Source organism: Vibrio sp. M60_M70, from assembly GCF_037162085.1.
GTDB lineage: Bacteria > Pseudomonadota > Gammaproteobacteria > Enterobacterales > Vibrionaceae > Vibrio > Vibrio diabolicus.
Genome location: NZ_JARLUL010000001.1, coordinates 1281280 through 1303697 on the forward strand (window position 1 = coordinate 1281280; position 22418 = coordinate 1303697).

20 protein-coding genes and 3 pseudogenes are annotated in these 22418 nt (G+C 44.6%); 12 read left to right on the forward strand and 11 right to left on the reverse strand.

All coding sequences use genetic code 11. The annotated features are described in order from the left end of the window. Positions 1 to 9 precede the first annotated feature (9 nt). From hisA to hisIE, 3 genes and pseudogenes are all read left to right on the forward strand, one after another. On the forward strand, positions 10 to 747 hold the full coding sequence (hisA, locus tag P4S59_RS05995; protein WP_054867302.1) for a 1-(5-phosphoribosyl)-5-[(5-phosphoribosylamino)methylideneamino]imidazole-4-carboxamide isomerase: 738 nt from the start codon (positions 10 to 12) through the stop codon (positions 745 to 747). Continuing rightward, on the forward strand, positions 729 to 1502 hold the full coding sequence (gene hisF, locus P4S59_RS06000; RefSeq protein ID WP_054867303.1) for an imidazole glycerol phosphate synthase subunit HisF: 774 nt from the start codon (positions 729 to 731) through the stop codon (positions 1500 to 1502). The genes hisA and hisF overlap by 19 nt, the downstream gene beginning before the upstream one ends. Then, positions 1499 to 2133, forward strand: a pseudogene (gene hisIE / locus P4S59_RS06005) (bifunctional phosphoribosyl-AMP cyclohydrolase/phosphoribosyl-ATP diphosphatase HisIE). The gene hisF and the pseudogene hisIE overlap by 4 nt, the downstream one beginning before the upstream one ends. 283 nt (positions 2134 to 2416) lie before the next feature. Here the strand turns inward: hisIE and P4S59_RS06010 are convergent. The 4 genes from P4S59_RS06010 to P4S59_RS06025 form a co-directional block, all read right to left on the reverse strand. Continuing rightward, on the reverse strand, positions 2417 to 2932 hold the full coding sequence (locus P4S59_RS06010) for a YchJ family protein (protein WP_237311841.1): 516 nt from the start codon (positions 2930 to 2932) through the stop codon (positions 2417 to 2419). Positions 2933 to 3018: 86 nt separating this feature from the next. Then, entirely contained in the window at positions 3019 to 4233 is a 1215-nt protein-coding gene (locus P4S59_RS06015; protein WP_005378158.1) for an EAL and HDOD domain-containing protein, read from the reverse strand. 98 nt (positions 4234 to 4331) lie between these two features. Then, a complete protein-coding gene (lpxH, locus tag P4S59_RS06020) occupies positions 4332 to 5069 on the reverse strand; it encodes a UDP-2,3-diacylglucosamine diphosphatase (RefSeq protein ID WP_337168091.1) in 738 nt (245 codons plus the stop codon). A gap of 60 nt (positions 5070 to 5129) precedes the next feature. Then, complete coding sequence (locus tag P4S59_RS06025; protein ID WP_005390900.1) at positions 5130 to 5624, reverse strand: peptidylprolyl isomerase; 495 nt, start codon at positions 5622 to 5624, stop codon at positions 5130 to 5132. 203 nt (positions 5625 to 5827) lie between these two features. On the opposite strand from P4S59_RS06025, the gene cysS reads away from it, so the two are divergent. Next, on the forward strand, positions 5828 to 7210 hold the full coding sequence (gene cysS / locus P4S59_RS06030) for a cysteine--tRNA ligase (RefSeq protein ID WP_005390902.1): 1383 nt from the start codon (positions 5828 to 5830) through the stop codon (positions 7208 to 7210). Positions 7211 to 7297: 87 nt separating this feature from the next. Beyond that, the gene (locus tag P4S59_RS06035) at positions 7298 to 7876 is read left to right on the forward strand and encodes a thymidine kinase (protein ID WP_005378154.1); all 579 of its coding nucleotides are present in this window, start codon (positions 7298 to 7300) and stop codon (positions 7874 to 7876) included. Between the two features lie 61 nt (positions 7877 to 7937). Here the strand turns inward: P4S59_RS06035 and P4S59_RS06040 are convergent, their stop codons facing one another. Genes P4S59_RS06040 through P4S59_RS06050 form a run of 3 tightly spaced genes read right to left on the reverse strand, consistent with a single transcriptional unit; the run spans position 7938 to position 10305 of the window. Next, positions 7938 to 8576: a YdcF family protein gene (locus P4S59_RS06040; protein ID WP_337168092.1), complete on the reverse strand. Its 639-nt coding sequence runs from the start codon at positions 8574 to 8576 to the stop codon at positions 7938 to 7940. Continuing rightward, positions 8573 to 9400 carry an NAD-dependent epimerase/dehydratase family protein gene (locus P4S59_RS06045; protein ID WP_161445668.1) on the reverse strand — a complete coding sequence of 276 codons (828 nt, stop codon included), beginning with the start codon at positions 9398 to 9400 and terminating at the stop codon, positions 8573 to 8575. The genes P4S59_RS06040 and P4S59_RS06045 overlap by 4 nt, the downstream gene beginning before the upstream one ends. A 26-nt stretch (positions 9401 to 9426) precedes the next feature. Further along, complete coding sequence (locus tag P4S59_RS06050; protein WP_005390908.1) at positions 9427 to 10305, reverse strand: LysR family transcriptional regulator; 879 nt, start codon at positions 10303 to 10305, stop codon at positions 9427 to 9429. Positions 10306 to 10394: 89 nt separating this feature from the next. Here P4S59_RS06050 and P4S59_RS06055 point away from each other — a divergent pair, with 89 nt between their 5' ends. Beyond that, on the forward strand, positions 10395 to 10853 hold the full coding sequence (locus P4S59_RS06055; protein WP_005390910.1) for a PACE efflux transporter: 459 nt from the start codon (positions 10395 to 10397) through the stop codon (positions 10851 to 10853). 37 nt (positions 10854 to 10890) lie between these two features. Here P4S59_RS06055 and P4S59_RS06060 read toward each other — a convergent pair whose 3' ends face one another. After that, positions 10891 to 11124: a TIGR02647 family protein gene (locus tag P4S59_RS06060; protein WP_005378148.1), complete on the reverse strand. Its 234-nt coding sequence runs from the start codon at positions 11122 to 11124 to the stop codon at positions 10891 to 10893. Positions 11125 to 11423: 299 nt separating this feature from the next. On the opposite strand from P4S59_RS06060, the gene focA reads away from it, so the two are divergent. Next, on the forward strand, positions 11424 to 12284 hold the full coding sequence (focA, locus tag P4S59_RS06065) for a formate transporter FocA (RefSeq protein ID WP_005393324.1): 861 nt from the start codon (positions 11424 to 11426) through the stop codon (positions 12282 to 12284). A gap of 83 nt (positions 12285 to 12367) precedes the next feature. On the opposite strand, the gene P4S59_RS06070 is transcribed toward focA, so the two are convergent. Together P4S59_RS06070 and P4S59_RS06075 are read right to left on the reverse strand one after the other, a co-directional pair. Then, positions 12368 to 12505 carry a hypothetical protein gene (locus P4S59_RS06070; protein WP_005378145.1) on the reverse strand — a complete coding sequence of 46 codons (138 nt, stop codon included), beginning with the start codon at positions 12503 to 12505 and terminating at the stop codon, positions 12368 to 12370. A gap of 354 nt (positions 12506 to 12859) precedes the next feature. Continuing rightward, complete coding sequence (locus P4S59_RS06075; protein WP_065645351.1) at positions 12860 to 13672, reverse strand: ABC transporter permease; 813 nt, start codon at positions 13670 to 13672, stop codon at positions 12860 to 12862. A 462-nt stretch (positions 13673 to 14134) separates the two neighbouring features. Between P4S59_RS06075 and torE the strand changes: the two genes are divergently transcribed. The 4 genes and pseudogenes from torE (at position 14135) to P4S59_RS06095 (ending at position 19974) form a co-directional block, all read left to right on the forward strand. Next, positions 14135 to 14314, forward strand: a complete 180-nt coding sequence (gene torE / locus P4S59_RS06080; protein ID WP_005378141.1) for a trimethylamine N-oxide reductase system protein TorE — start codon at positions 14135 to 14137, stop codon at positions 14312 to 14314. Positions 14315 to 14364: 50 nt separating this feature from the next. After that, complete coding sequence (torC, locus tag P4S59_RS06085; RefSeq protein WP_031780338.1) at positions 14365 to 15549, forward strand: pentaheme c-type cytochrome TorC; 1185 nt, start codon at positions 14365 to 14367, stop codon at positions 15547 to 15549. Positions 15550 to 15574: 25 nt separating this feature from the next. Beyond that, a pseudogene (gene torA / locus P4S59_RS06090) lies at positions 15575 to 18036 on the forward strand (trimethylamine-N-oxide reductase TorA). Between the two features lie 199 nt (positions 18037 to 18235). Further along, positions 18236 to 19974 (forward strand): annotated as a pseudogene (locus P4S59_RS06095) (glycoside hydrolase family 36 protein). A 77-nt stretch (positions 19975 to 20051) separates the two neighbouring features. On the opposite strand, the gene P4S59_RS06100 reads toward P4S59_RS06095, so the two are convergent. After that, positions 20052 to 21266 carry a putative manganese transporter gene (locus P4S59_RS06100; protein ID WP_258586726.1) on the reverse strand — a complete coding sequence of 405 codons (1215 nt, stop codon included), beginning with the start codon at positions 21264 to 21266 and terminating at the stop codon, positions 20052 to 20054. 186 nt (positions 21267 to 21452) lie between these two features. On the opposite strand from P4S59_RS06100, the gene P4S59_RS06105 reads away from it, so the two are divergent. Continuing rightward, on the forward strand, positions 21453 to 22358 hold the full coding sequence (locus tag P4S59_RS06105) for a manganese-dependent inorganic pyrophosphatase (RefSeq protein ID WP_337168093.1): 906 nt from the start codon (positions 21453 to 21455) through the stop codon (positions 22356 to 22358). Positions 22359 to 22418 lie beyond the last annotated feature (60 nt).

The window sequence follows — 22418 nt, forward strand, 5'->3', positions numbered from 1 at the left end:
GGATTTAGTGTGATTATTCCAGCTCTTGATTTAATTGAAGGACAGGTGGTTCGCCTTTATCAAGGTGATTACGGCCAAGTAACCGAGTACAAAGTCGACCCAGCAGAGCAGTTCAACTTGTACCACCAAGCCGGTGCTAACTGGCTGCACTTGGTGGATTTAACTGGCGCGAAAGACACGACAGCACGCCAGCTTGCTTTGATTGCAAAGCTACTAGCAAGCACGCCAGCGAACATCCAAATCGGTGGTGGTGTGCGTACAGAGCAAGACGTGATTGATCTGTTAGAAGCTGGTGCTCAGCGTGTTGTCGTTGGCTCTACAGCAGTAAAACAGCCAGAGCTTGTGAAAGGTTGGATGGAAAAATACGGCGCAGAGAAAATCGTTCTCGCGCTAGACATCAACATCGACCAAGACGGCACGCGTAAAGTGGCGATCTCTGGTTGGCAAGAAGATTCAGGCGTGACTATCGAAGCTCTAATCAACGATTACCTGACGGTAGGTCTACAACACGTGCTTTGCACGGACATTTCTCGTGACGGTACGTTAGTAGGTTCAAACGTTGAGCTTTACGTCGACCTATGTAAACAGTACCCACAAGTGCAGTTCCAATCTTCAGGTGGCATCGGCTCATTAGCGGATATCGAAGCGCTAAAAGGCAGCGGTGTGGCTGGCGTGATTGTCGGTCGTGCACTATTAGATGGTAAGTTCACAGCAGAGGAGGCATTTGCATGCTGGCAAAGCGAATAATTCCATGTCTTGATGTTCGTGATGGACAAGTGGTGAAGGGCGTCCAGTTCCGTAACCACGAGATCATTGGCGACATCGTTCCTCTGGCGCAGCGTTATGCAGAAGAAGGCGCTGACGAGCTTGTGTTCTACGATATTACTGCTTCAAGTGATGGTCGTGTCGTCGATAAAAGTTGGGTCGCTCGCGTTGCTGAAGTGATTGATATTCCTTTCTGTGTGGCTGGTGGAATTAAATCAGCAGAAGACGCAGCGCGCATTCTTGAGTTTGGTGCAGATAAGGTGTCTATCAACTCACCTGCATTGGCGAACCCGCAACTGATTACTGACCTTGCTGATAAGTTTGGTGTGCAATGTATCGTCGTTGGTATCGATTCATACTACGACAAAGAGACAGGTAAGTATCAGGTTTACCAGTTTACTGGCGATGAAGAACGCACCAAAGCAACCCAATGGGAAACGCGTGATTGGGTGCAAGAAGTACAAAAACGCGGCGCTGGTGAAATCGTACTGAACATGATGAACCAAGACGGTGTGCGTAACGGCTACGATATTGAACAACTTAATATGGTGCGTGAAGTGTGTAACGTGCCATTGATTGCATCGGGTGGTGCAGGTGCTATGGAGCACTTTGCGGAAGCATACCAAAAAGCAAATGTGGATGGCGCGCTTGCCGCGTCGGTATTCCACAAACAAGTCATCAATATCGGTGAATTAAAGCTGTATTTGAAACAACAAGGCATTGAGGTACGACTATGAGTGTGAAAGCCGCCGAAGTAAGTTCGCTAGCTGAGCGAATCAACTGGGAAAAGGTGGATGGTCTGGTACCTGCCATCGTACAAGACTTCCAATCAAGCCAAGTGCTGATGATGGGTTACATGAACCAAGATGCGTTGGCAAAAACGGGCGAAACAGGTCAAGTGACGTTTTTCTCTCGTACCAAGCAGCGTCTTTGGACGAAGGGGAGACCTCCGGCAACGTATTGCAACTAGTGAACATGCAGCTAGATTGCGACAACGATACGCTACTGGTAAAAGTGAATCCCATTGGTCCTACGTGCCACTTGGGTAGCACAACTTGCTGGGATGTGGACCCTCAAGAGGAGTCACAAATGGTGTGGCTTCATCAACTTGAGCAGCTATTGGCTGCCCGCAAGAGTGCCGACCCAGATTCCTCTTATACTGCCAGTCTTTATGCCCGTGGCACCAAGCGTATTTCGCAAAAAGTGGGCGAAGAAGGCGTTGAAGTCGCGCTTGCGGCGACGTCGGGCGATAAGGCGGAGTTAGTGTGTGAATCAGCAGACTTGATTTACCACTTAATGGTATTGCTTCAAGACCAAGGCTTATCGATGAATGACGTAGTGAACAAGTTGAAAGAACGTCATAAGTAAACTTGCTTATAGATAAGTGAAAGCCCCTATGCTCTCGAGTCTAGGGGCTTTTTTTAATTTAGTGTTCTTGATTCGGGGGTAAAAACCGGCAACAGTGCTGGTGGCGATTAGATTCTGAATCACGCTCGTCCCTCGCTGTTCAGAATGACGGTATATTTTCTAATGGTATTTGAAGTCGCGTTATCTATTTCAAACGAAAGTACATATTCACGTTATTCCGACGAGCTTAGGTGAGATCATAAATCTCATTAAAGCGAGCTCAATAAGCTAAGCGTGGATGCCTTTACCCACAACACTTCTTAAACTTCTTACCGCTTCCGCAGATACACGGATCGTTACGACCTAGCTTTAGGCTACTAACTGGCTGGCTCAATCGTGGATCCTGTTCTGGTTCTTCTTCTGGCTCTTCTTCAGGAAATGTGCCGTCAATGTAGTACCAAAGCCCATTTTCTTTTACGAAGCGAGAAAGTTCTGTCATACAGTAGCGTTTGCCGTCTTCATCAAAATAAGCGCTAAACTCGACAAAGCCTTCATTGTCATTACTGCCAGCTTCTGTTTTTAATACTTCAAGTTTGCACCAATCGCTGTCGATAGATTGGGCAATGCCTTCTCGTTGTTCTTCTGCATTACAGCTTGGGTGGTACGTGTTCACCACGTAATCTACTAGACCTAACACATGCGCACTGTAACGAGAGCGCATTAACTGCTCCGGAGTGGTAACGTCAGCATGGTTATTGTGGGCAATTTCACAACACTGTTGGTAGGTGCGGTTAGAGCCGCAAGGACAAGAAGAAGCCATAAAATGAAATCTCGATTAATTAAGCGGTAAAAACAAACAACCTCACATAAGTGAGGCTGCAGTATTCTTTGGGGCATTATAGCGATTTAGGGCGTTTGAGACAGCAGTTCTTGAGCCCACTCGGTAGATTGATTAAAAGCGTCTGCTAATTGAGGCTCGGTTAATTTAAGAACGGTGCAATACCGCTCAGCTAATTCCCAGTCTGCTTGTTCGTAGGCGATCGTCATTGAAAGTAAGTGGCCAAGTACGCCTTTTCGACTGGTTAATGCGAGTTTTATATCTTCGTCAACGGGGATATCTTCAATGACATCCGAGAGCGGTTGATCGAGCAAAGATCCGAGTAAAGAAAACATGCCTGTCAAAAAAGCCTGCCCAGGGTCATACCTAGTGTTCATTTGACTAAGTAACAGTTCACACATTCTTGCACGCTGAATCGCCAAGGAGTAAAGAGAATCTGGTTTATCTTCTTGAACGGACGCAATGGCAACTAAGGAAATAAAGCGTCGTAGTCGCTCTTCACCCAGATAAATAAGCGCTTGTCTGAACGACTTAATCTTGGTCGTTAATGTATAGCCTGAATTAACGTAAGTAAGCAGCTTGTATGATAGCGTCACATCAATCGAAAACAGACGTTCCACTTCATTGAAATCGATAGGCTTATCAGCAATCTCTTTACACAGCTGGATGACTGTCAGAAATGCGGGATTCAAACGTTTTTTCTGGATCATCTCAGGCTTGCTGAAAAAATATCCCTGAAAGTAGTTAAAACCTGCTTCTAAAGCTTGCTCAAATTCTTCATAGGTCTCAACTTTTTCAGCAAGAAAGTCGATTTTAAATGGGCTTAATGCCTGAATAAAAATAGCGGCTTTCTTGATCGGTACGAGTCGAATGTCAAACTTGATCATGGAAACATATGGAAGAAAACGTTTCCAAGCCTTCGTCGGCACAAAATCATCTAAAGCAATTTTGTATCCGCACTCATGCAGGTGCTTGATGGCTTCTAGCAGCTCCTCTGTCGGTTCACAATCTTCAAGGACTTCAATGACGAGAGACTCTTTGGGAAACAGAGTTGGGACCAGATTCACCAAGCTTTGATGCGGAAAGTTAACAAAGCCAAGTTTGTTCCCTAATGTGTTGTAATGCGTCGACAAAAAATGATCGGATAGCAGTCGACTAGTAGCCAGCTCTGGTTCTACTTCAGGGAAGGTATTTTTAGGACCGTCTCGAAAGAGAAGTTCGTAACCTATGGTTCGTTTTTCTCTATCCAGAATCGGTTGGCGAGCTACGTAAGAATACTTCAATTAGGTACTTCGTTCTGTTTAACTTAGTATTATGATAATAGCGATTTTTTACAAAATATCTACGACTTGAGCGTGAATCTTCTACACGCTCTACATGCTTAACGCAAATTCTGTTTGAATGGTCTCGTTTGTAGGTCAAAGCCATCAGAATTTACTTGTAAAACTGAGCCTTGCGTATACCAATCCCCTAAAACTATCCGGGTCTTTTTAACGCCATCGACGTCAAAAAAATGTGTATTCGGGCGATGAGTGTGACCATGAATCATTAAGTTGACGCAATTCTGAGACATCACTTTCTCGACTTCATTTTGATTGACGTCCATGATGTCCAAAGGCTTGCTCATTTTATCATCACGAATATCGGATTGAACTTTTGAGACAATTTTCTTCTTAATAAACCAAGGAATGTGATTAAACAGCCATTGCAACCAAGGTTGATGAACAGTCTTACGGAATTTTTGATAATCAATGTCGTCAGTACACAGGGTGTCACCGTGGAGAATAACCGCTTTAGTACCATAAAGGTCTATGAGGCTAACTTCTTCCAGTAATGTAATGCCTGTCTCTTTACAGAAGCGTTTTCCCAATAGGAAGTCGCGATTGCCCTGAATGAAATAAACAGGAACGCCAGTCTTTGTTAGTTGCTGGAACTCTGTACGGATTTGATTGGCAAAAGGAGTTTTGTCATCGTCTCCAACCCAAAACTCGAACAGATCGCCTAATACATAAAGTGCATCGGCTTTCGTTGCTTCTGTTCGCATGAACGTCACAAAACATTCCGTAATATCCGGACGCGATGGGGTGAGGTGAAGATCGGAAATAAATAATGTTGTCATAGAAATAAGGGGAAGCGATGCCTCCCCATTAACTTATCTCTTAGAAATAATTCTTACGAATTATTCTTCAATTGTTGTACCAGTGATTACTACGTCCTCTAGAGGTACGTCTTGGTGCATGCCGTAAGAACCAGTGCTAACGCCTTTGATCTTATTTACGATGTCCATGCCTTCTACAACTTCACCGAATACACAGTAACCCCAACCATCTAGGCTTTCGCTACGGAAATCTAGGAATGTGTTGTTGTTTACGTTGATAAAGAACTGAGAGCTTGCTGAATGCGGCTCCATAGTACGCGCCATAGCAAGTGTACCCACTTTGTTGCTTAGGCCGTTGTTTGCTTCGTTCTTGATAGGTGCACGTGATGCTTTTTCACGTAGACCAGGTTCCATGCCACCACCTTGGATCATGAAACCGTCAATAACACGGTGGAAAAGAGTGTTGTCGTAAAAGCCATCGCGGCAGTACTGAAGGAAGTTTGCGCTAGTCTCTGGCGCTTTCTCTTCGTTTAGTTGAATCTTGATGTCACCAAAATTAGTGTGAAGGGTGATCATGCTACTTTCCTTTACTGTGTTGTGTTGAGCCCGAGATTCTAGCCTAAGTTCTAGTGCATTAAAAACTCAGGAAGAGGAAATTCTTCGTTTTGTGCTTGAAGTTTAGCCGATTATCGTTTTATCGGTTAATTGCTATTACCTAACCAGGTCGGAGTTGATATACTCGACCTTCTTTTATTCATTCACAATCATAGATAGAGATCATGTTAAAGATATATAACACACTCACAAGACAGAAAGAGGAATTCAAACCAATTACAGCTGGCAAAGTCGGCATGTATGTCTGTGGAGTTACCATCTACGATCTCTGTCACATCGGTCACGGTCGCACTTTTGTCTCCTTTGACGTGGTATCACGTTACCTTCGTTACCTAGGTTACGATCTAACGTTTGTACGCAACATCACAGACATCGATGATAAGATCATTAAACGTGCGGCTGAAAATGGCGAGTCTTGTGACTCATTGACCGAGCGCTTGATCGGTGAAATGCACGCAGACTTCGACGCATTAAACATGAAGCGCCCAGATATTGAGCCTCGTGCAACCCAGTTTATTCCAGAAATCATCGAACTTGTTCAAAAACTGATTGAACGTGGTTTTGCTTACGTTGCGGATAATGGCGATGTAATGTTTGAGGTTCGCAAGTTTGACGAATACGGCAAACTGTCTAAACAAGATTTGGATCAGCTGCAAGCGGGCGCGCGCGTTGATGTCGAAACAGCCAAACGCAGCCCACTAGACTTCGTTCTTTGGAAGATGTCTAAACCAGGTGAACCTACGTGGGAATCACCATGGGGCCCTGGTCGTCCAGGCTGGCACATTGAATGTTCTGCTATGAACTCTTCAATCCTAGGTGATCACTTTGATATTCACGGTGGCGGCTCTGATCTTCAGTTCCCACACCACGAAAACGAAATCGCGCAATCATGCTGTGCACACGACACTAAGTACGTAAATACTTGGATGCACAGTGGCATGGTGATGGTAGATCGCGAGAAGATGTCTAAGTCTCTAGGCAACTTCTTTACTATCCGTGACGTACTTGGTCACTACGATGCAGAAACGGTTCGTTACTTCCTTATGTCTGGTCACTACCGTAGCCAGTTAAACTACAGCGAAGAGAACCTAAACCAAGCACGCGCTTCGCTTGAGCGTCTATACACTTCTCTACGTGGTTTGGATCTAAATGCTGCTCCTGCTGGTGGTGAAGAGTATGTATCTCGCTTTACAGCAGCGATGAACGATGACTTCAATACGCCAGAAGCGTACTCAGTTCTGTTCGACATGGCGCGCGAAGTTAACCGTCTGAAAACAGAAAACCTAGAGAAAGCGAGCGAGCTAGGTGCGCTAATGCGTGAACTAGCAGATGTGATCGGTATTCTTCACCAAGATCCAGAAGCCTTCCTAAAAGGTGATGCAGGTAACGATGATGAAGTGGCTGAAATCGAAGCTCTTATCAAGCTGCGTAACGACTCTCGCGCTGCGAAAGATTGGGCGAATGCAGATATGGCTCGTGACAAACTGACCGAAATGGGCATTGTCCTAGAAGATGGTCCAGAGGGCACAACGTGGCGTCGTAAATAATTGAATTTTCAATTTTAAAGGGCTGATAATTCAGCCCTTTTATTTTCCATTTCCATAAATTAAAACTTTAACTTTAGGTAATGCTCTGTGGCTCAGATGTATTTCTATTACTCAGCAATGAATGCGGGTAAATCAACAACGCTTCTTCAATCCTCTTTCAACTATCAAGAACGCGGCATGACGCCAGTTATTTTTACGGCTGCACTAGATGATCGCTTTGGTGTTGGTAAAGTGAGCTCTCGTATTGGTCTTCAATCTGATGCACATTTGTTTCGTCAGGATACCAATTTATATCAAGAGATCGCAGCTCTGAATGAGGTTGAGAAACGTCACTGTATTCTTGTTGATGAGTGTCAGTTCTTGTCGAAAGAGCAGGTTTACCAACTTACTGAAGTTGTTGATAAACTGCATATTCCAGTATTGTGTTACGGCCTTCGCACCGATTTTCTAGGCGAACTTTTTGAAGGCAGTAAGTACCTGTTATCTTGGGCAGACAAGTTGGTTGAGCTCAAAACGATCTGCCACTGCGGTCGCAAAGCGAATATGGTTATTCGTACCGATGAACATGGCGTGGCGATTAAAGAGGGCGATCAAGTTGCGATCGGCGGTAACGACAAATATGTCTCCGTGTGCCGTCAGCATTACAAAGAAGCACTCGGTAAATAATCCGTATTAATACAGAAAAGCCACCGTAATCGGTGGCTTTTTGTTGTCTGCTAGAAAGGGCTTAGACTAAGTCAAAACCAAATCTCTCTAGCAAAAACTGATAAGATGATTCTACCTGCGGAGGGATGCTTTGCTCGGTTTGAAATCCTTTCTCTGGATAGCTTTTTACACGAGAGAAATCTTCCATTAGTGCTTCTAGCACCATCATTAATGGCATGTCTTCATTAATATACTCAAAAAACGGATGAGCCGTAGAGCTTACTTGGAGCTGGGAGTAGGGTGACTGCCACTGTTTTTCAAATGTCGCTATAGCTCTGCGTTCCATAAATGGTTTTTGCACCAGAATAAACGATGAGCAATGTTTTCCTTCCTCTTTCAATCGCTGCTCAGTAAAGCGAACGTTTTCTCCACTGTTGGTGGATTCAGTTTCGAGCAAAATTGCTTCACTGGGCACACCTGACATCTTGGCAATCTCGGCAAAAGTTTCCGCTTCGCTTTTTTCAAACAGTCCATCGGTAAAACGACCTTCTCCTCCTGAAAATACAATCAAAGGCGCTAACTTTTGGTGGTACAGATTTGCTGCATGTTCTGCTACACGCACATCGTTACTGCACATCACAAACAAACAGTCTGCGGGTTTCAGCTCATGTTTGAGTTGCATGTAATCCCAAAGTGTTTCTATGTGTCGATAGAGTTTCATAGCGCGTCCAAAGTTGAGTTGAAATGAAATTGATAGCCAAGTGAGAGTAGTTTGTCTGCGAGAATGCGCTTATCTGTTTGTTCTGTGACTGGTGGAAGAGGTATCTCACTTTCGCTCTTATTTATAGCGGCTTGGTAGAACTCCGCCTTGCTGACGGTATGCGGTGTGGTCACGTTAATGACTTGGTTACTTAAATTATCTAAAGCAAATTTGACCGCCGATACCGCATCGTCTTGATGAAGCATATTAGCAGGCGCTTTACGACTGACTTGTTTTAGTCTCATTGCAAAGCGAGAAGGGTGCCTGTCTGGCCCAATTAGCCCGCTACAACGCATAATGACGAAGCTAATATTAGAGTCGATAACATGCTGCTCGGCTTGCAGCATAATACGTGCATTGTCAGAGAAATAAGGGCTGTCGGCTGCTAAAGAGAGTGACGCATCTGCTTCTTCCATATCAGAAGCTAGGTTGGGATACACCGTTGTAGAGCTAATCATAACGAGCTTTTCAACGTTGTTTTGCTTTGCTGCGTTTGCGAGCATTTGCCATTGTTGGGCGTATTCTTGTCCGCGTCCTTTGCGAAAACCAGGGGGAAAAGCACCGACAACGTGAGTAATTTGATGTTGCTTAAGCAACTCATCTAGCCGTTTCGCCGCGTTAAGTTGATTAAAATCGAATAATGCGGAGTGAGTTAATGAAGCGGGTAACTCGTTTAACCGAGCTTGGTTACGACGGGTAACGACAACGTGGTGTCCGTCTTTCATCAAAGTTTCTGCTAGCGGAGTTCCGAGCCAGCCTGCACCTACGATCAATGTATTTGCCATTTGGGTCTTCCTACTTACTTACTTATTTATGTCTGCTCGAATAGATTGAGCAGCTCTGCTTTGGCTTGTTGATGGAGGGGATCTGAATGCCATTTCTGATGTTGAATAAGGTCAACATTGACTTGCCAAGCCAGCTTTGTGAAATCATCCCCAACTCTTTTCAGTGTGTTCGGTGAATACGCGACTAAATGCTCCGGAAGAAAGCACCAACCAAACCCTTTATTCGCTAATTCCAACAAAATATAGTAGTTATCAGCGTACCAGATATCCGGGCTGAATGCTTGATTGAGACCACATGGCTCTGCGTTTTTGGAGCGTATGACCAGTTGACGATGTTGTTTGAGTTGATCAATGTGAGTGACGCGTTGCTGTGCCAGAGCGTGTGTTGAAGAGACATAGACATCGAACGCAATGTTACCAAGATTAGTGAAATCGATATGTCTCGGCATTTGTAAGTCACTCAAAATAATCCCAGTAGTGGCGCGCTCCGATTTGACCAATTCAATAATATCCGGACTTGAAGCAGTCAAGCATTCAACTTGCAAATGTGGAAAGCGTTGCTCTAAATTTTTTAGCACGTCGGGCAAGCGAGTCAGAGGAATCCCTTCATCAATGGCTAAAACCAATTTATTAGTTGGTGTTGAAAAAAGCTGTGATGCTCTGTTGTTTAATCGGTCTAGTTGGCTGATTGCCGCTTGTGCATAAGGTATGAGCGCGAGGCCACTCTCGGTTAATTTCGGATATCGACCAGAGCGATCAAATAGATCAACACCACAGTCGACTTCCATATTTATGATGTGTTGGCTGACTACGGATTGAGCTCGCCCCAGTTTTCTTGCCGCGCCTGAAAACGATCCGGTTTCTGATGTAGCAATGAAAGCTTGCAGTTGTTCGATGGTAAACATATCGCTTTTGCCGATGGTATCTAACTTTTTGTTATCTGAATAATAGATAAAATTCTAAGCATTGAGTAGAACTATTTGGACAGAGAAATATGACTCGTAACGAACGAATTTTTCATGCAGTACTTTTTGAGTTAATCGCACTCGCGATCATTGTGCCAGCGGCTTCATTGATCACCGGAAAGGGATCGAGTGATCTCGCGTTAGTTGGGATTGGGTTGAGCATGTATACCGTTGTGTGGAATTACATCTACAACTTGTACTTTGATAAGTGGTTTGGCAGCAATCGAACTGAGCGAAGTTTAGCAATGCGTTTTGGGCATACAATTGGATTCGAGGGAGGGTTGATCTTTATCTCTATACCCGTCATTGCTTGGTTCTTAGAAATTACGCTTCTCCAAGCTCTGGTGTTGGAAGCTGGCTTCCTAGTGTTCTTCCTATTTTATGCCACAGGCTTTAATTGGTTGTATGACAAGGTGCAGCCATTTAGCAAAATGAAAAAACGATTAGCACCGCAGGTTTCGGCAGGAACAAAATGCAGGGACCAATAAAAAAACGCCACCGAATTCGGTGGCGTTTTTGTTCAAATTACACAGAAAGGACTCTTAAAATCTTATCCGCATGCTCTGCGACTTCAATACCTTCATCTGTTAAATAACCACCATCAGGCTGTGTACAAAGTTGCTTCTCGTATAGACGAGCAACGGCTGCCTGCATTTCTTCTGACGCGTCTGTATGAACTTTAATACCAGTTGCAGCACTACTTAGGTCGAACTGAAGAAGTAGGTTCAATTCGGCGATATGTTCAGCTGAATATTTCATAAATGATTCCTTTACGCTTTTTTTACCAAGCTAGTCTGAAAAGAAGAGTTGAGCAACATTAAACGATAAGAAGTGTTAAGTATGGCGCTATCAGGCTGATATAACGCAGGATCTTTGTTCGAAAGACAGAATACTTGTTAAGTATCAATGATAGTTACGATTGCGAATGATAGTTGACCTTTATCGGTTGATCTCTCGATAACAACATTTTTAGTAAACATGTCAAATAGCGCTTGAAAAAGTAGGGAAATGGAGCGATTATCCGCGCCTCTTTAATTGTTTCTAAATGTTACACCACAATGAACTTCAATCAGTTTGACTCACTATTACCGCCTCAGGCTGCGGAACGCGCGGCTGAAGTGGGGGTAGGTAAAGCAACTAAAGCACCGATCAAATCTTTTTTATTGGCAATTTCTGCCGGACTTCATATTGGTATTGCGTTCATCTTTTACACCACGGTGACAACAGGTGCAGGCGACCTTCCATGGGGTATTACCAGGCTAATCGGTGGCCTAGCCTTCAGCCTTGGTTTGATTCTTGTTGTCGTTACAGGTGGTGAGCTTTTCACTAGCTCAGTATTAACATTGGTAGCGCGAGCGAGTGGAAAGATCTCGTGGCAAGCGCTAATCAAAAACTGGTTTGTAGTTTATTTCGGCAACATGGTTGGCGCTCTTTTGTTGGTAGCATGCATGTTGGTCACCAAGCAGTATATGTTTGATCACGGCCAAGTTGGCCTCAACGCGATGGCGATCTCTCAACACAAATTGCACCATGGTTTCTTTGCTGCTGTTGCGCTTGGCATCATGTGTAACGTGCTGGTGTGTATTGCTGTTTGGATGACGTTTAGTGGACGTACATTAACTGACAAAATAGCGGTCATGATTCTGCCAGTAGCTATGTTCGTGTCGGCAGGTTTCGAGCACTGTATTGCGAACATGTTCCAAGTCCCCATGGCGATTGGAATCAAATATTTTGCACCGGAAGCATTTTGGCAAATGACAGGGGCGGATATTGCAAACTATGCGGACTTAAACATGATGGGGTTCATCGTAAATAACCTTATCCCTGTAACGATAGGGAACATCATTGGTGGCGGTGTATTCGTTGGTATGTGGTATTGGATGATTTATCTACGTGATGAAGACAAGCATTTACGATAAATCTAAAAGAATAAAAGAAAGGCGAGCCAAATGGTTCGCCTTTCTTTTATTCATGTCGATAAGTTTCACACAAATCGAGTGAGTTAAATCAGCTCTTCATTGATGCCAAAATCGGTTGGGAGCCAATGAGAAGTCACTTCCTTTGGTTCTTGAACGAGCCAGTCCAGAGGTGCATCGGATAGGAGTTCATCGTAATTTTCTTTGATCATTAAGACATCCATGTACGTCTCTCCAAGTTTGTGGTCACTATCTTTACTCTAAAATTAGAATATGTCAGGCAAGTGATCAAAGCATGACGATTAGATTGATCACTTATGTTACTATGTTTCTGGTTGCGTATGGGTTTAGGGTGTTTATCCACATTTTCTGTGGATAACCTGTCTCAAAGGCCGTGCGTATCTAAACTTGCAAAGAAAATTTCATAAAATTAGAGGCTTATACTCGAGATAATTCTGTCTGACTTTTCTCCAGAAAGCGTCTTGATGAATGTTTAAAGAATGGATGAGTTATTCAGTTAAAAGTGCGTTTGACTTGATAATACAAGCCCTTCCACTGGCTTTGTTCACACGCTTAAACTATCTATGAGTTTTGGTAGGTTCTGGTTGTTGGATTTTTATTTTGATCCGGCCTTCTTTCGTTTGTACCCAGCTCAGTGTCATCTCCAGCGTAATAGCGACGGAGGTACTCAACATGACGAAAATAGCCAGCATAATCACCAACTGATATTTAATTGCAACCATCGGGCTTGCGCCACCTAGAATTTGACCAGTCATCATGCCTGGCAAGGTAACCAGCCCTGTAGTGGCCATAGAGGCTAAAGTTGGAGCAAGTGACTTTCTAAGGGCCTCTTGAATGAAGGGGAATGATGCATAACGAGGAGAGGCACCAAGTGAGATAGCAGCCTCGTATTCTGATTGTCTCTGTTCAAAAGCCGTAAATAAATTCTGCAGTGCGATGATGTTACTACTTAAGCTGTTACCCAATAGCATGCCCGCAAGTGGGATCATGTACTGGGCGTTGTAAATAGGGGATGGCTGTACTAGGCCTGCGGTAATCGCTATAAGAAGTGGAATTAGGCCACAGGTTAAGCCTGTAAGAAGAGGAAGCATAAGTGGCTTTTTAGGCAGGCGAGCTTTTCCTGCAATTGAGCTTGCACCAATCAGTAACATGATGGCAAGCCAAAGTATATTGACCAGTAAGCTGTTTAATTGAAAAAGATACTCTAAATACACGCCAATCAATATGAGCTGAAGTGTCATACGAATAACACTGATGATCGTGTCTTTCGCAATCCCTAATTTGTAGCGGGCATTAATAAAGAAGGGAACCAACAAAATCAGACCAAACAATGCCAGTTTGGTCCAACTTATATCCACCACGCTATCCATAATCGCTCCTCGAAAATCCGCGAATAATTGTAACTAAGCTCCTCCTTTATATGAACATCAATGTGCATTTTTTGATGTTCTCAACGTAAACCTTTACCGCTATTCTCGTCATTATTTTGCATCATTTTATTCACAACTGATTATCTTTTGACGGGTTTTTAAGCCAATTTATGACCCGTTAATTACTATCCAAATGTAACTTATGTTTGGTAAATGTTGTTGTTTTAACAATTGGTTAAAAGACTTATTTTGTCACATCTGTTCATGTTTTTTAATAAATAACATCAATCAATCACATCTCTGGATGAGCTCAAAAAAGTGTTGAATTACAAGGCCTGAGAGCTCTTATTTGATTGAACCTTACTATTAGTATGGTCTAACATTTTCCATTAGAGATTGTAAAAAACTTAAGCTTGGTTACGCGGGCTTTTCAATAACACTAGATACAAAATAGGCAAATGTATGAGTGATGTTAATAAAATTGAGAGTGGTGAAAAACGCTCCCTGGAGTGGAAGTCGTTCCTCTTCATTGCAGTTGTTCTCTTCCCAATTCTGAGTGTGGCTTTTGTCGGCGGTTACGGGTTCATCGTTTGGATGTTGCAAGTGTTCTTCTTTGGACCTCCAGGCGCGCACGGCATGTAAGCCTGTGAGCTCATAACCACACTTTTGAAAAGATTTTAAGAGAGCAAATAATGAAATCATTAATCATTAAACTGTGGCGTACCATGACGCGCCCAGCTGTACATATCAGCCTAGGTGTGCTGACTATGGGCGGCTTCATTGCTGGTGTTATCTTTTGGGGTGGCTTTAACACCGCTCTAGAAGCAACCAACACAGAAGAATTCTGTATTAGTTGTCACACAATGCGTGACAACGTGTACGTTGAGCTGCAAGAAACGGTTCACTGGAAAAACCATTCAGGCGTTCGTGCTACTTGCCCTGACTGTCACGTTCCTCATAACTGGACAGACAAAATTGCTCGTAAAATGCAGGCATCTAAAGAGGTATTTGCACAGGTATTTGGCAACTACGACGAACCGGGTGTGTTCGAAGAGCGTCGTATCGAACTTGCGAAACACGAATGGGATCGTTTCTCGGCAAACAAATCTTTAGAGTGTAAGAACTGCCACAACTACGAATCGATGGATTTCGAGCAAATGTCCCCAACCGCTCGTATCCAAATGAAGCAAGCAGCAGAGAAAGATCAAAGCTGTGTTGACTGTCATAAAGGTATCGCGCATAACCTGCCAGCAGGTATGGACAGCATCGGCGGTATCGTGGGTGACCTAGAAGGTATGACTTCAAATACAGATTACTCAGTAGGTCAGCAACTAGTGAGTGTTCGTCACCTACCTATTTACTTTGATGCGCAAGGCACTAAAGAAGCCGGTCTTCTTAACCCAGCATCGACCGTTAAAGTTCTTGAAGACAAAGGCGAGTTTGTTGAAATCGAAATCGATGGCTGGCGTAAAGCGAAAGGCTTTGGTCGCGTAATTCAAGAAGACTTCGGTAAGAACATTGCGACTGCGTCTCTGATGAAAGAAGCAGCGACAGACAGCAACATTGTGACGACTGGTGAGAAAAAAGTGGATGAGCTAACGGGTCTTCCATGGGAAAAAGTGGCAGCGAAAGTATGGCTTAAGAAAGAGTCTATGCTGAACGACATCAATCCTGTTTGGGAAAAATCTCGTGAAGCGTACAAGACCAATTGTTCTGTATGTCACACTCAACCTGCGGAAGCGCACTTCGACGCGAACACCTGGCCAGGTATGTTCGACGGTATGTTGGCGTTCGTTAACCTAGATACAGACAGTGAAGCCCTGATCTTGAAGTATCTACAGAAACACTCTTCAGATTATGCTGAAGGTCACCACTAATAAGCGTCGGATTGGAGTAATTTAAATGGCTATTACACGAAGAAGTTTTCTTAAAGGTGTAGCAACCACAAGTGCAGCGTCAGTTATTGGTCCTAGCTTATTGGCGTCAGCCTCTGCCAATGCTGTTGAGACGACAGGTACTTGGAAAGTAACAGGTTCTCACTGGGCGCGTTCCGCGCCCACATCTACGCGGGTAAAGTTCAAGAGATCAAACCGCTAGAGCTAGACAAAAACCCAACTGAAATGCTAAACGGCATCAAGGGCATTATTTACAGCCCTTCACGTGTGCGTTACCCAATGGTTCGTCTAGATTGGTTGAAGAAACACAAATATAGCGCGGATACTCGCGGTAACAACCGTTTCATCCGCGTGACTTGGGATGAAGCGCTAGATTTGTTCTACCGTGAACTAGAACGTATTCAAAAAGACTACGGTCCATGGGCGCTACACGCAGGTCAAACGGGTTGGAACCAAACAGGTTCATTCAACAACTGTACCGCGCACATGCAACGTGCAGTGGGTATGCACGGCAACTTCATCACGAAAGTAGGTGACTACTCGACGGGTGCAGGTCAAACCATCATGCCTTACGTACTTGGTTCAACCGAAGTTTACGCACAAGGTACGTCTTGGTCTGAAATCCTAGAGAACTCTGACAACATCGTTCTTTGGGCTAACGACCCAGTGAAAAACCTTCAAGTAGGTTGGAACTGTGAAACGCATGAGTCGTTCAAGTACCTAGCACAACTAAAAGAAAAAGTAGCGAAAGGTGAGATCAACGTTCTATCTGTAGATCCAGTGAAGAACAAGACTCAGCGCTACTTAGAGAACGATCACTTGTACATTAACCCGCTGACAGACGTAGCGTTCATGCTTGCTGTGGCGCACGTGCTGTACAACGAAGACTTGTACGATAAGAAGTTCATTGATACATACTGTCTAGGCTTTGAAGAGTTTATTCAATACGTTCAAGGTAAGACAAAAGACAAAGTAGAGAAAACACCAGAGTGGGCTGCGGCTATCTGTGGCGTGAAAGCGGACAAGATTCGCGAATTCGCGCGTATGCTAGTAAGTGGTCGTACACAGATCCTGATGGGTTGGTGTATCCAGCGTCAAGAGCACGGTGAGCAACCATACTGGGCGGCGGCTGTGGTTGCTGCAATGGTTGGTCAAATCGGTCTACCTGGCGGTGGTATCTCTTACGGTCACCATTACTCAAGTATCGGTGTACCTTCAACTGGTTTCGCGGGCCCTGGTGGTTTCCCTCGTAACCTTGACCAAGGTATGAAGCCGAAGTGGGACAACAACGACTTTAACGGTTACAGCCGTACTATCCCAGTTGCACGTTGGATCGACTGTCTGCTAGAACCAGGCAAAGAGATCAACTACAACGGCGGTAAAGTGAAACTGCCAGACTTCAAGATGATGGTGATCTCGGGTTGTAACCCATGGCACCACCATCAAGATCGTAACCGCATGAAGAAAGCGTTCCGCAAACTTCAAACGGTTGTAACGATCGAGTTTGCTTGGACTGCAACATGTCGTTTCTCGGATATCGTTCTACCTGCGTGTACGCAATGGGAACGTAACGACATCGACGTATACGGTTCATACTCGAACAAAGGTCTGATTGCAATGCATCGTCTCGTCGATCCATTGTTCCAATCTAAGCCTGACTTCCAAATCATGAGTGAACTAACTCAGCGTTTTGGTCGCCGCGAAGAATACACTCGTGGTATGAGCGAGATGGAATGGATCGAAAGCCTTTACAACGATTGTAAGAAAGCGAACGAAGGTAAGTTTGAAATGCCAGAATTCAATGAGTTCTGGGAGAAGAGCGTACTAGACTTCGGTGAAGGTAAACCTTGGGTTCGTCATGCGGACTTCCGTAAAGACCCTGAGCTTAACCCACTAGGTACGCCGTCTGGTTTCATCGAGATCACGTCTCGTAAGATCGGCCGTTACGGCTACGAACACTGTCAAGAACACCCAATGTGGTTCGAAAAATCAGAGCGTTCACACGGTGGCCCTGGTTCAGATAAATACCCATTCTGGTTGCAGTCTTGTCACCCAGACAAGCGTCTGCACTCTCAAATGTGTGAATCTGAAGAGTTCCGTGCAACTTACGCGGTGCAAGGTCGTGAGCCTGTTTACATCAACCCAGCGGATGCGAAAGCGAAAGGCATCAAAGACGGTGACTTAGTGCGCGTATTCAACGGTCGTGGTCAGCTATTAGCTGGTGCTGTTCTTACTGACAGCTACCCACGTGGCGTTATTCGTATCGAAGAAGGTGCATGGTACGGTCCTCTAAACGAGAAAGAGGGCGCAATCTGTACTTACGGTGACCCTAACACGCTAACGCAAGACATTGGCTCTTCTGAACTTGCGCAGGCGACTTCTGCGAACACATGTATCGTAGACTTCGAGAAGTTCACCGGCAAAGTACCGCCAGTGACTTCATTCGGTGGTCCAATCGAAGTTGCTTAATTAATGCAATTCACATCAATCGAAATACCAGCCTTCGGGCTGGTATTTTTTTAACCAAAATTTCAGTGAGCGTTATCTCAATAATAAATTTGTGATGCTAAACGACAGTAGGATTCGTGACGTCGATAACGAATTGGGTGGGACAAGCAGGGGATAATGAACCAAGCTAAACAATAATAATTAAGTGAGTAGACTCTTTATGGCTCAGAGCATTCAATTGGCAAATCACATTGAGATCACTGTGAATAACAACGACCTCCAAGTTGAAGTTGAGGGTAATCAATTACATTTTTCTTTTGCTGGGCTTCACAATAAAACGTTTACCGACCGTGAAGTGTTGTTCGAGATGCCGTTTTTATACGAGCACGAGGCCAACGTGATTGGTGATGGCTTCCAAATGCTAGCGCAAACAGCGGGAACGGTTAGCCATCCCGTTGAGATTGGTCGCTGTCCAGACAACAACCCTTCTTATCGAATCTATCCCAAAGATGCCCCTAAGCGTTACTACAACTATTTAGTGGTGGAAGGCTCGGCTGGCTATACCTTGTTTGGCTTTACTTCATGTCACCGTTTTGCGGGCTATTTTGATGTTGTCCTGCGTGATGGACATTGGGTTTTATCGGCCGCGATTGATGGTGAGTTTACTCAAGTGGCGGATTGGGAAAGTAATCAACTTGAATCCGTGGCGGTACTCTGTGGCCAATCTCTGTCTGAGCTTTATCAAATCTATGGCGAGATGATTGCAGAGCATCATCCTGTTCGCCAAGGTGTGACACAAGATGCGCCTGTCGGTTGGTGTTCGTGGTATGCCTACTACGCAGACGTGACAGAGCAAAACATCATGCAGAACGTTGATTGCATGCAAGATAAGCTTGAAGACCTAGAGTGGGTACTTCTGGATGATGGCTATCAAGCCTTTATGGGCGATTGGTTAATCCCATCGGATAAGTTTTCTGGTGGTGTGAAAGAGCTCATTCATAGTATCCGTGCAAAAGGCAAAAAGCCGGCGATTTGGATGGCCCCTTTATTGCTCAACCTGAGTCGGAGATCTTCAAACAACACCCAGAGTGGTTTGTTCGTCACAAAGATGGAAGCTTACTTAAAGCAGAAGATGTCACATACGGTGGTTGGCGCTGCACGCCTTGGTACATACTTGATACCTCAAATCCAGAAGTGCAAGACCATCTGACGAATGTGGTCTCTGTCATGAGACAAGAGTGGGGCGTTGAATTGTTCAAGCTAGACGCGAACTATTGGGGCACCTTGAAAGGTGTGCGTAAACAATCTGGTATTACAGGCGTTGAGGCGTATCGCTTAGGAATGGAAGCGATTGCTAAAGGCGCTGGTGATGCGTGGCTTTTAGGTTGCAACGCGCCAATGTGGCCATCTCTAGGGCTTGTGGATGCAATGCGTGTTTCTGATGACGTAGAACGCCATAGTCGTCGTTTCGAGCAGATAGCCAAAGAAACCTTTTACCGTAGTTGGCAGCATCGAAAACTGTGGCAAATTGATCCGGATTGCGCGACATTCACGTCATTAGCTAATCAAGCTGCATCCAGAGAAGAGTATGAATTTCATCGCACGGTGTTATTGGCGTGTGGTGGTTTGCTGCTGTCTGGCGATCCGCTCCCTGAGATTACGCCATTTGCAAAGAAGACATTGGCTAAGCTCATGCTACGTCAACAACGTAACCAAGAGTCAGCAAAGTTCACGGCTTTGAGTTTAAATCATGCGTTTTTAAAGCTAACGACGAAGAATGACCTTCATTGCTTGTTTAACTATGCCAGCTACGGGGCGATGGAATTTACGCTGACGTCTGATCAACCGATGGATTGGTATGATTACTGGACAGGAGAAAAGCTAAACCAAGAACCTTGTCAGTTATTAATGGTGAGCGTGGATAAAGGGTTAAATGCGAAAGCGATCGTCACGGCATAACGTGCAGCAAATCGTTCGATTATAAAAACAAGAAAGGGGCCTACTGTGGCTCCTTTCTTATTTTGACGTCCTGAGCGTTAGAACTCGAATAAAAAGTAATACCCGTATCCAACAATAAACGCAGGAATGGACGAATAAATAGTCGCGACCAAAGCAGCTTTCGGTGCCATTGCAATGGCGGGGAATAGGGCGTCACCATCGTTAGAAATCGCATTGGCCAGTTGCGCAGAAAGTGGAGCTGCACCAGAGATGTACAGGCTGGTGACTAAAATTTGCGGTCCGCAACCAGGTAGCATACCAATGGCTAAGCCAGCTAATGGCATCCATATCCCCCAATGAGAAAAGGTTTCTACGAGGTCGATTCCAGAAAAATAGGTCGTCAGTTCAAACGCCAGAAACGCCACGATCACCCAAGCACTGACGAAGTTTGTGTCTTGAGCCGCTTTTTGAATTGGGTGCGAGTCCACAATTTTTTCATCTTCAGAGACCGTTGACTGATAATCGCCGAGCTCTTTTGTCATCGCCCACAACGACATTGTGATCACCGCGAAGATAGCGCCCAGCCATTCAATGGTATTGGCCTGCAAAGACAACAGCTGATTAATATCGATTTGGAAAGACATTAACACAGCGACGACACTAGCAGGCACAATAAGCCATTTCCAAAATGCGCCTTGTAGATTGATTGCACGTTGTTCAAGAGGCGTGTGTCGGTCTGTCTGGTGTTGGCAACAAGCATGTGTTTGAGGTGCTTCTTTTGGCTCTGGACGCAGAAAGTTATCAGCATGAAAAGCATTAACGACCAGCCCTGAAAGAGTACCCACGATTATGCCTAATCCAACCACGCCTAATCCAACACTTGGTTTGGCGGCAAGAAGTAAAAAGGCAGCGTCACCCATTGTTGAAGTAAGTACCGCGACAATCGCACCAAATCCCACTCGGCCACTAATAAATTGCGTTGTCACAACAATAGCGCCACCACAGCCAGGCAAAGCACCCAATAAAGAAGCAAAGAAAACCTGATGATTACGCGAGCGATGGTAGAGCTCGGTAATTCGATTGGTTTTCGACATAAAGTTTGAAAGATAATGATAAATAGCCAATGTGGCAGCAACATAGCATGACACCGCCCAGAATGAGTCGGATAGCGTCTGTACGGCAACGTCACGTGTATTTTCATTGCCTAGCAAAATGAGCATGACGATAGGGATCAACAATCGCTTATAAGCTAAACGAAACTGAGTAGGCTGAAACAACTGTTGTGCAGAGTGTAAAAATTGGGTCGCGTTCATCGTTTACTCAAATGCAAATAGGAATAATTATCATTATATGTAAATGAGATTTATTCGCAATAGCATTGTGAACTTTTCTTCGTGTCAAACTCTCTGAAATCAGGTAAAGTATCGGCCTTTGTGAGCAAACACGCCCTAATTAACTGTATTAGGCGGCGTATAAAATTGACTTGAATAGGAAGAAACATGATTCTAGTTGTAGGTCATAAGAACCCAGACAGTGACAGTATTTGTAGTGCACTCGTTGCAACTGAACTTCTAAAAGCGCGTGGCGTTGAAGCTATGCCAATTCGCCAAGGCGAAATCAACCGTGAAACTCAGCACATCCTAGAAGTTGCTGGCGCTGAAGTTCCTGAGCTTCGCACATCAGTTGCGGGTGAGACCGTTTGGCTAGTAGATTACTCAGATCTAGCACAAGCACCAGACGATATCGCAGAAGCTGAAATTGCGGGTATTGTTGACCACCACCGCCTAGGTGACGTGATGACAGTAAACCCAATGGAAGCATGGATCTGGCCTGTTGGTTGTACCAACACTGTTCTATTCAACATGTTCAAGATTGAAGGTCACGCGATTACTCCACAAATCGCTAAGCTAATGATGTCAGCAATTCTATCTGACACAGTAGGCTTCGCTTCTCCAACTTGTACACAAAAAGACAAAGATGCCGTTGCTGAGCTAGCGATAATCGCAGACGTACAAGATGTTGACGCATTCACTAAAGATCTTCTAATTGCTAAGACAAACATCGAAGGTCTATCTGCGGCTGAGCTTGTTGAGAAAGACCTTAAAGGTTACCCATTCAACGGTCGTGACGTAGTGGTTGGTCAGGTTGAACTTGCAACTCTTGAGCAAGTTGACGGTATGATCGAAGCACTAGAAGCAGACCTAGAATCTCGTTGTGAGAAAGATAACCTAGCGTTCGCTGCCGTAATGCTAACAGACATCACGACTGCTCAAACTCGTCTTCTATATAAAGGTGAGTGGGCTGAGAAGCTTGTTAAGCACGAAAAAGACGGCATGCTAATGATGGAAAACACGCTAAGCCGTAAGAAGCAAGGTTGGCCTTGGCTTCAAACTGAGCTAGCTTAATTTTCTAGCATATACTTTAAATGCCCGCCTAGCTGCGGGCATTTTTCTATGGGAAATAGG

Excerpts from the sequence above, each read along its gene's own strand:
- lpxH (WP_337168091.1), bottom strand. The coding sequence starts at position 5,069 with ATGACAACATTATTTATTTCCGATCTTCACCTCACCCCATCGCGTCCG.
- torE (WP_005378141.1), top strand. The coding sequence starts at position 14,135 with ATGAGTGATGTTAATAAAATTGAGAGTGGTGAAAAACGCTCCCTGGAG.
- P4S59_RS06055 (WP_005390910.1), top strand. The coding sequence starts at position 10,395 with ATGACTCGTAACGAACGAATTTTTCATGCAGTACTTTTTGAGTTAATC.
- P4S59_RS06070 (WP_005378145.1), bottom strand. The coding sequence starts at position 12,505 with ATGGATGTCTTAATGATCAAAGAAAATTACGATGAACTCCTATCCGAT.
- torC (WP_031780338.1), top strand. The coding sequence starts at position 14,365 with ATGAAATCATTAATCATTAAACTGTGGCGTACCATGACGCGCCCAGCT.
- P4S59_RS06050 (WP_005390908.1), bottom strand. The coding sequence starts at position 10,305 with ATGTTTACCATCGAACAACTGCAAGCTTTCATTGCTACATCAGAAACC.
- P4S59_RS06045 (WP_161445668.1), bottom strand. The coding sequence starts at position 9,400 with ATGGCAAATACATTGATCGTAGGTGCAGGCTGGCTCGGAACTCCGCTA.
- P4S59_RS06040 (WP_337168092.1), bottom strand. The coding sequence starts at position 8,576 with ATGAAACTCTATCGACACATAGAAACACTTTGGGATTACATGCAACTC.
- hisF (WP_054867303.1), top strand. The coding sequence starts at position 729 with ATGCTGGCAAAGCGAATAATTCCATGTCTTGATGTTCGTGATGGACAA.
- P4S59_RS06075 (WP_065645351.1), bottom strand. The coding sequence starts at position 13,672 with ATGGATAGCGTGGTGGATATAAGTTGGACCAAACTGGCATTGTTTGGT.
- P4S59_RS06010 (WP_237311841.1), bottom strand. The coding sequence starts at position 2,932 with ATGGCTTCTTCTTGTCCTTGCGGCTCTAACCGCACCTACCAACAGTGT.
- P4S59_RS06025 (WP_005390900.1), bottom strand. The coding sequence starts at position 5,624 with ATGATCACCCTTCACACTAATTTTGGTGACATCAAGATTCAACTAAAC.
- focA (WP_005393324.1), top strand. The coding sequence starts at position 11,424 with ATGAACTTCAATCAGTTTGACTCACTATTACCGCCTCAGGCTGCGGAA.
- cysS (WP_005390902.1), top strand. The coding sequence starts at position 5,828 with ATGTTAAAGATATATAACACACTCACAAGACAGAAAGAGGAATTCAAA.
- P4S59_RS06100 (WP_258586726.1), bottom strand. The coding sequence starts at position 21,266 with ATGAACGCGACCCAATTTTTACACTCTGCACAACAGTTGTTTCAGCCT.
- P4S59_RS06060 (WP_005378148.1), bottom strand. The coding sequence starts at position 11,124 with ATGAAATATTCAGCTGAACATATCGCCGAATTGAACCTACTTCTTCAG.
- P4S59_RS06105 (WP_337168093.1), top strand. The coding sequence starts at position 21,453 with ATGATTCTAGTTGTAGGTCATAAGAACCCAGACAGTGACAGTATTTGT.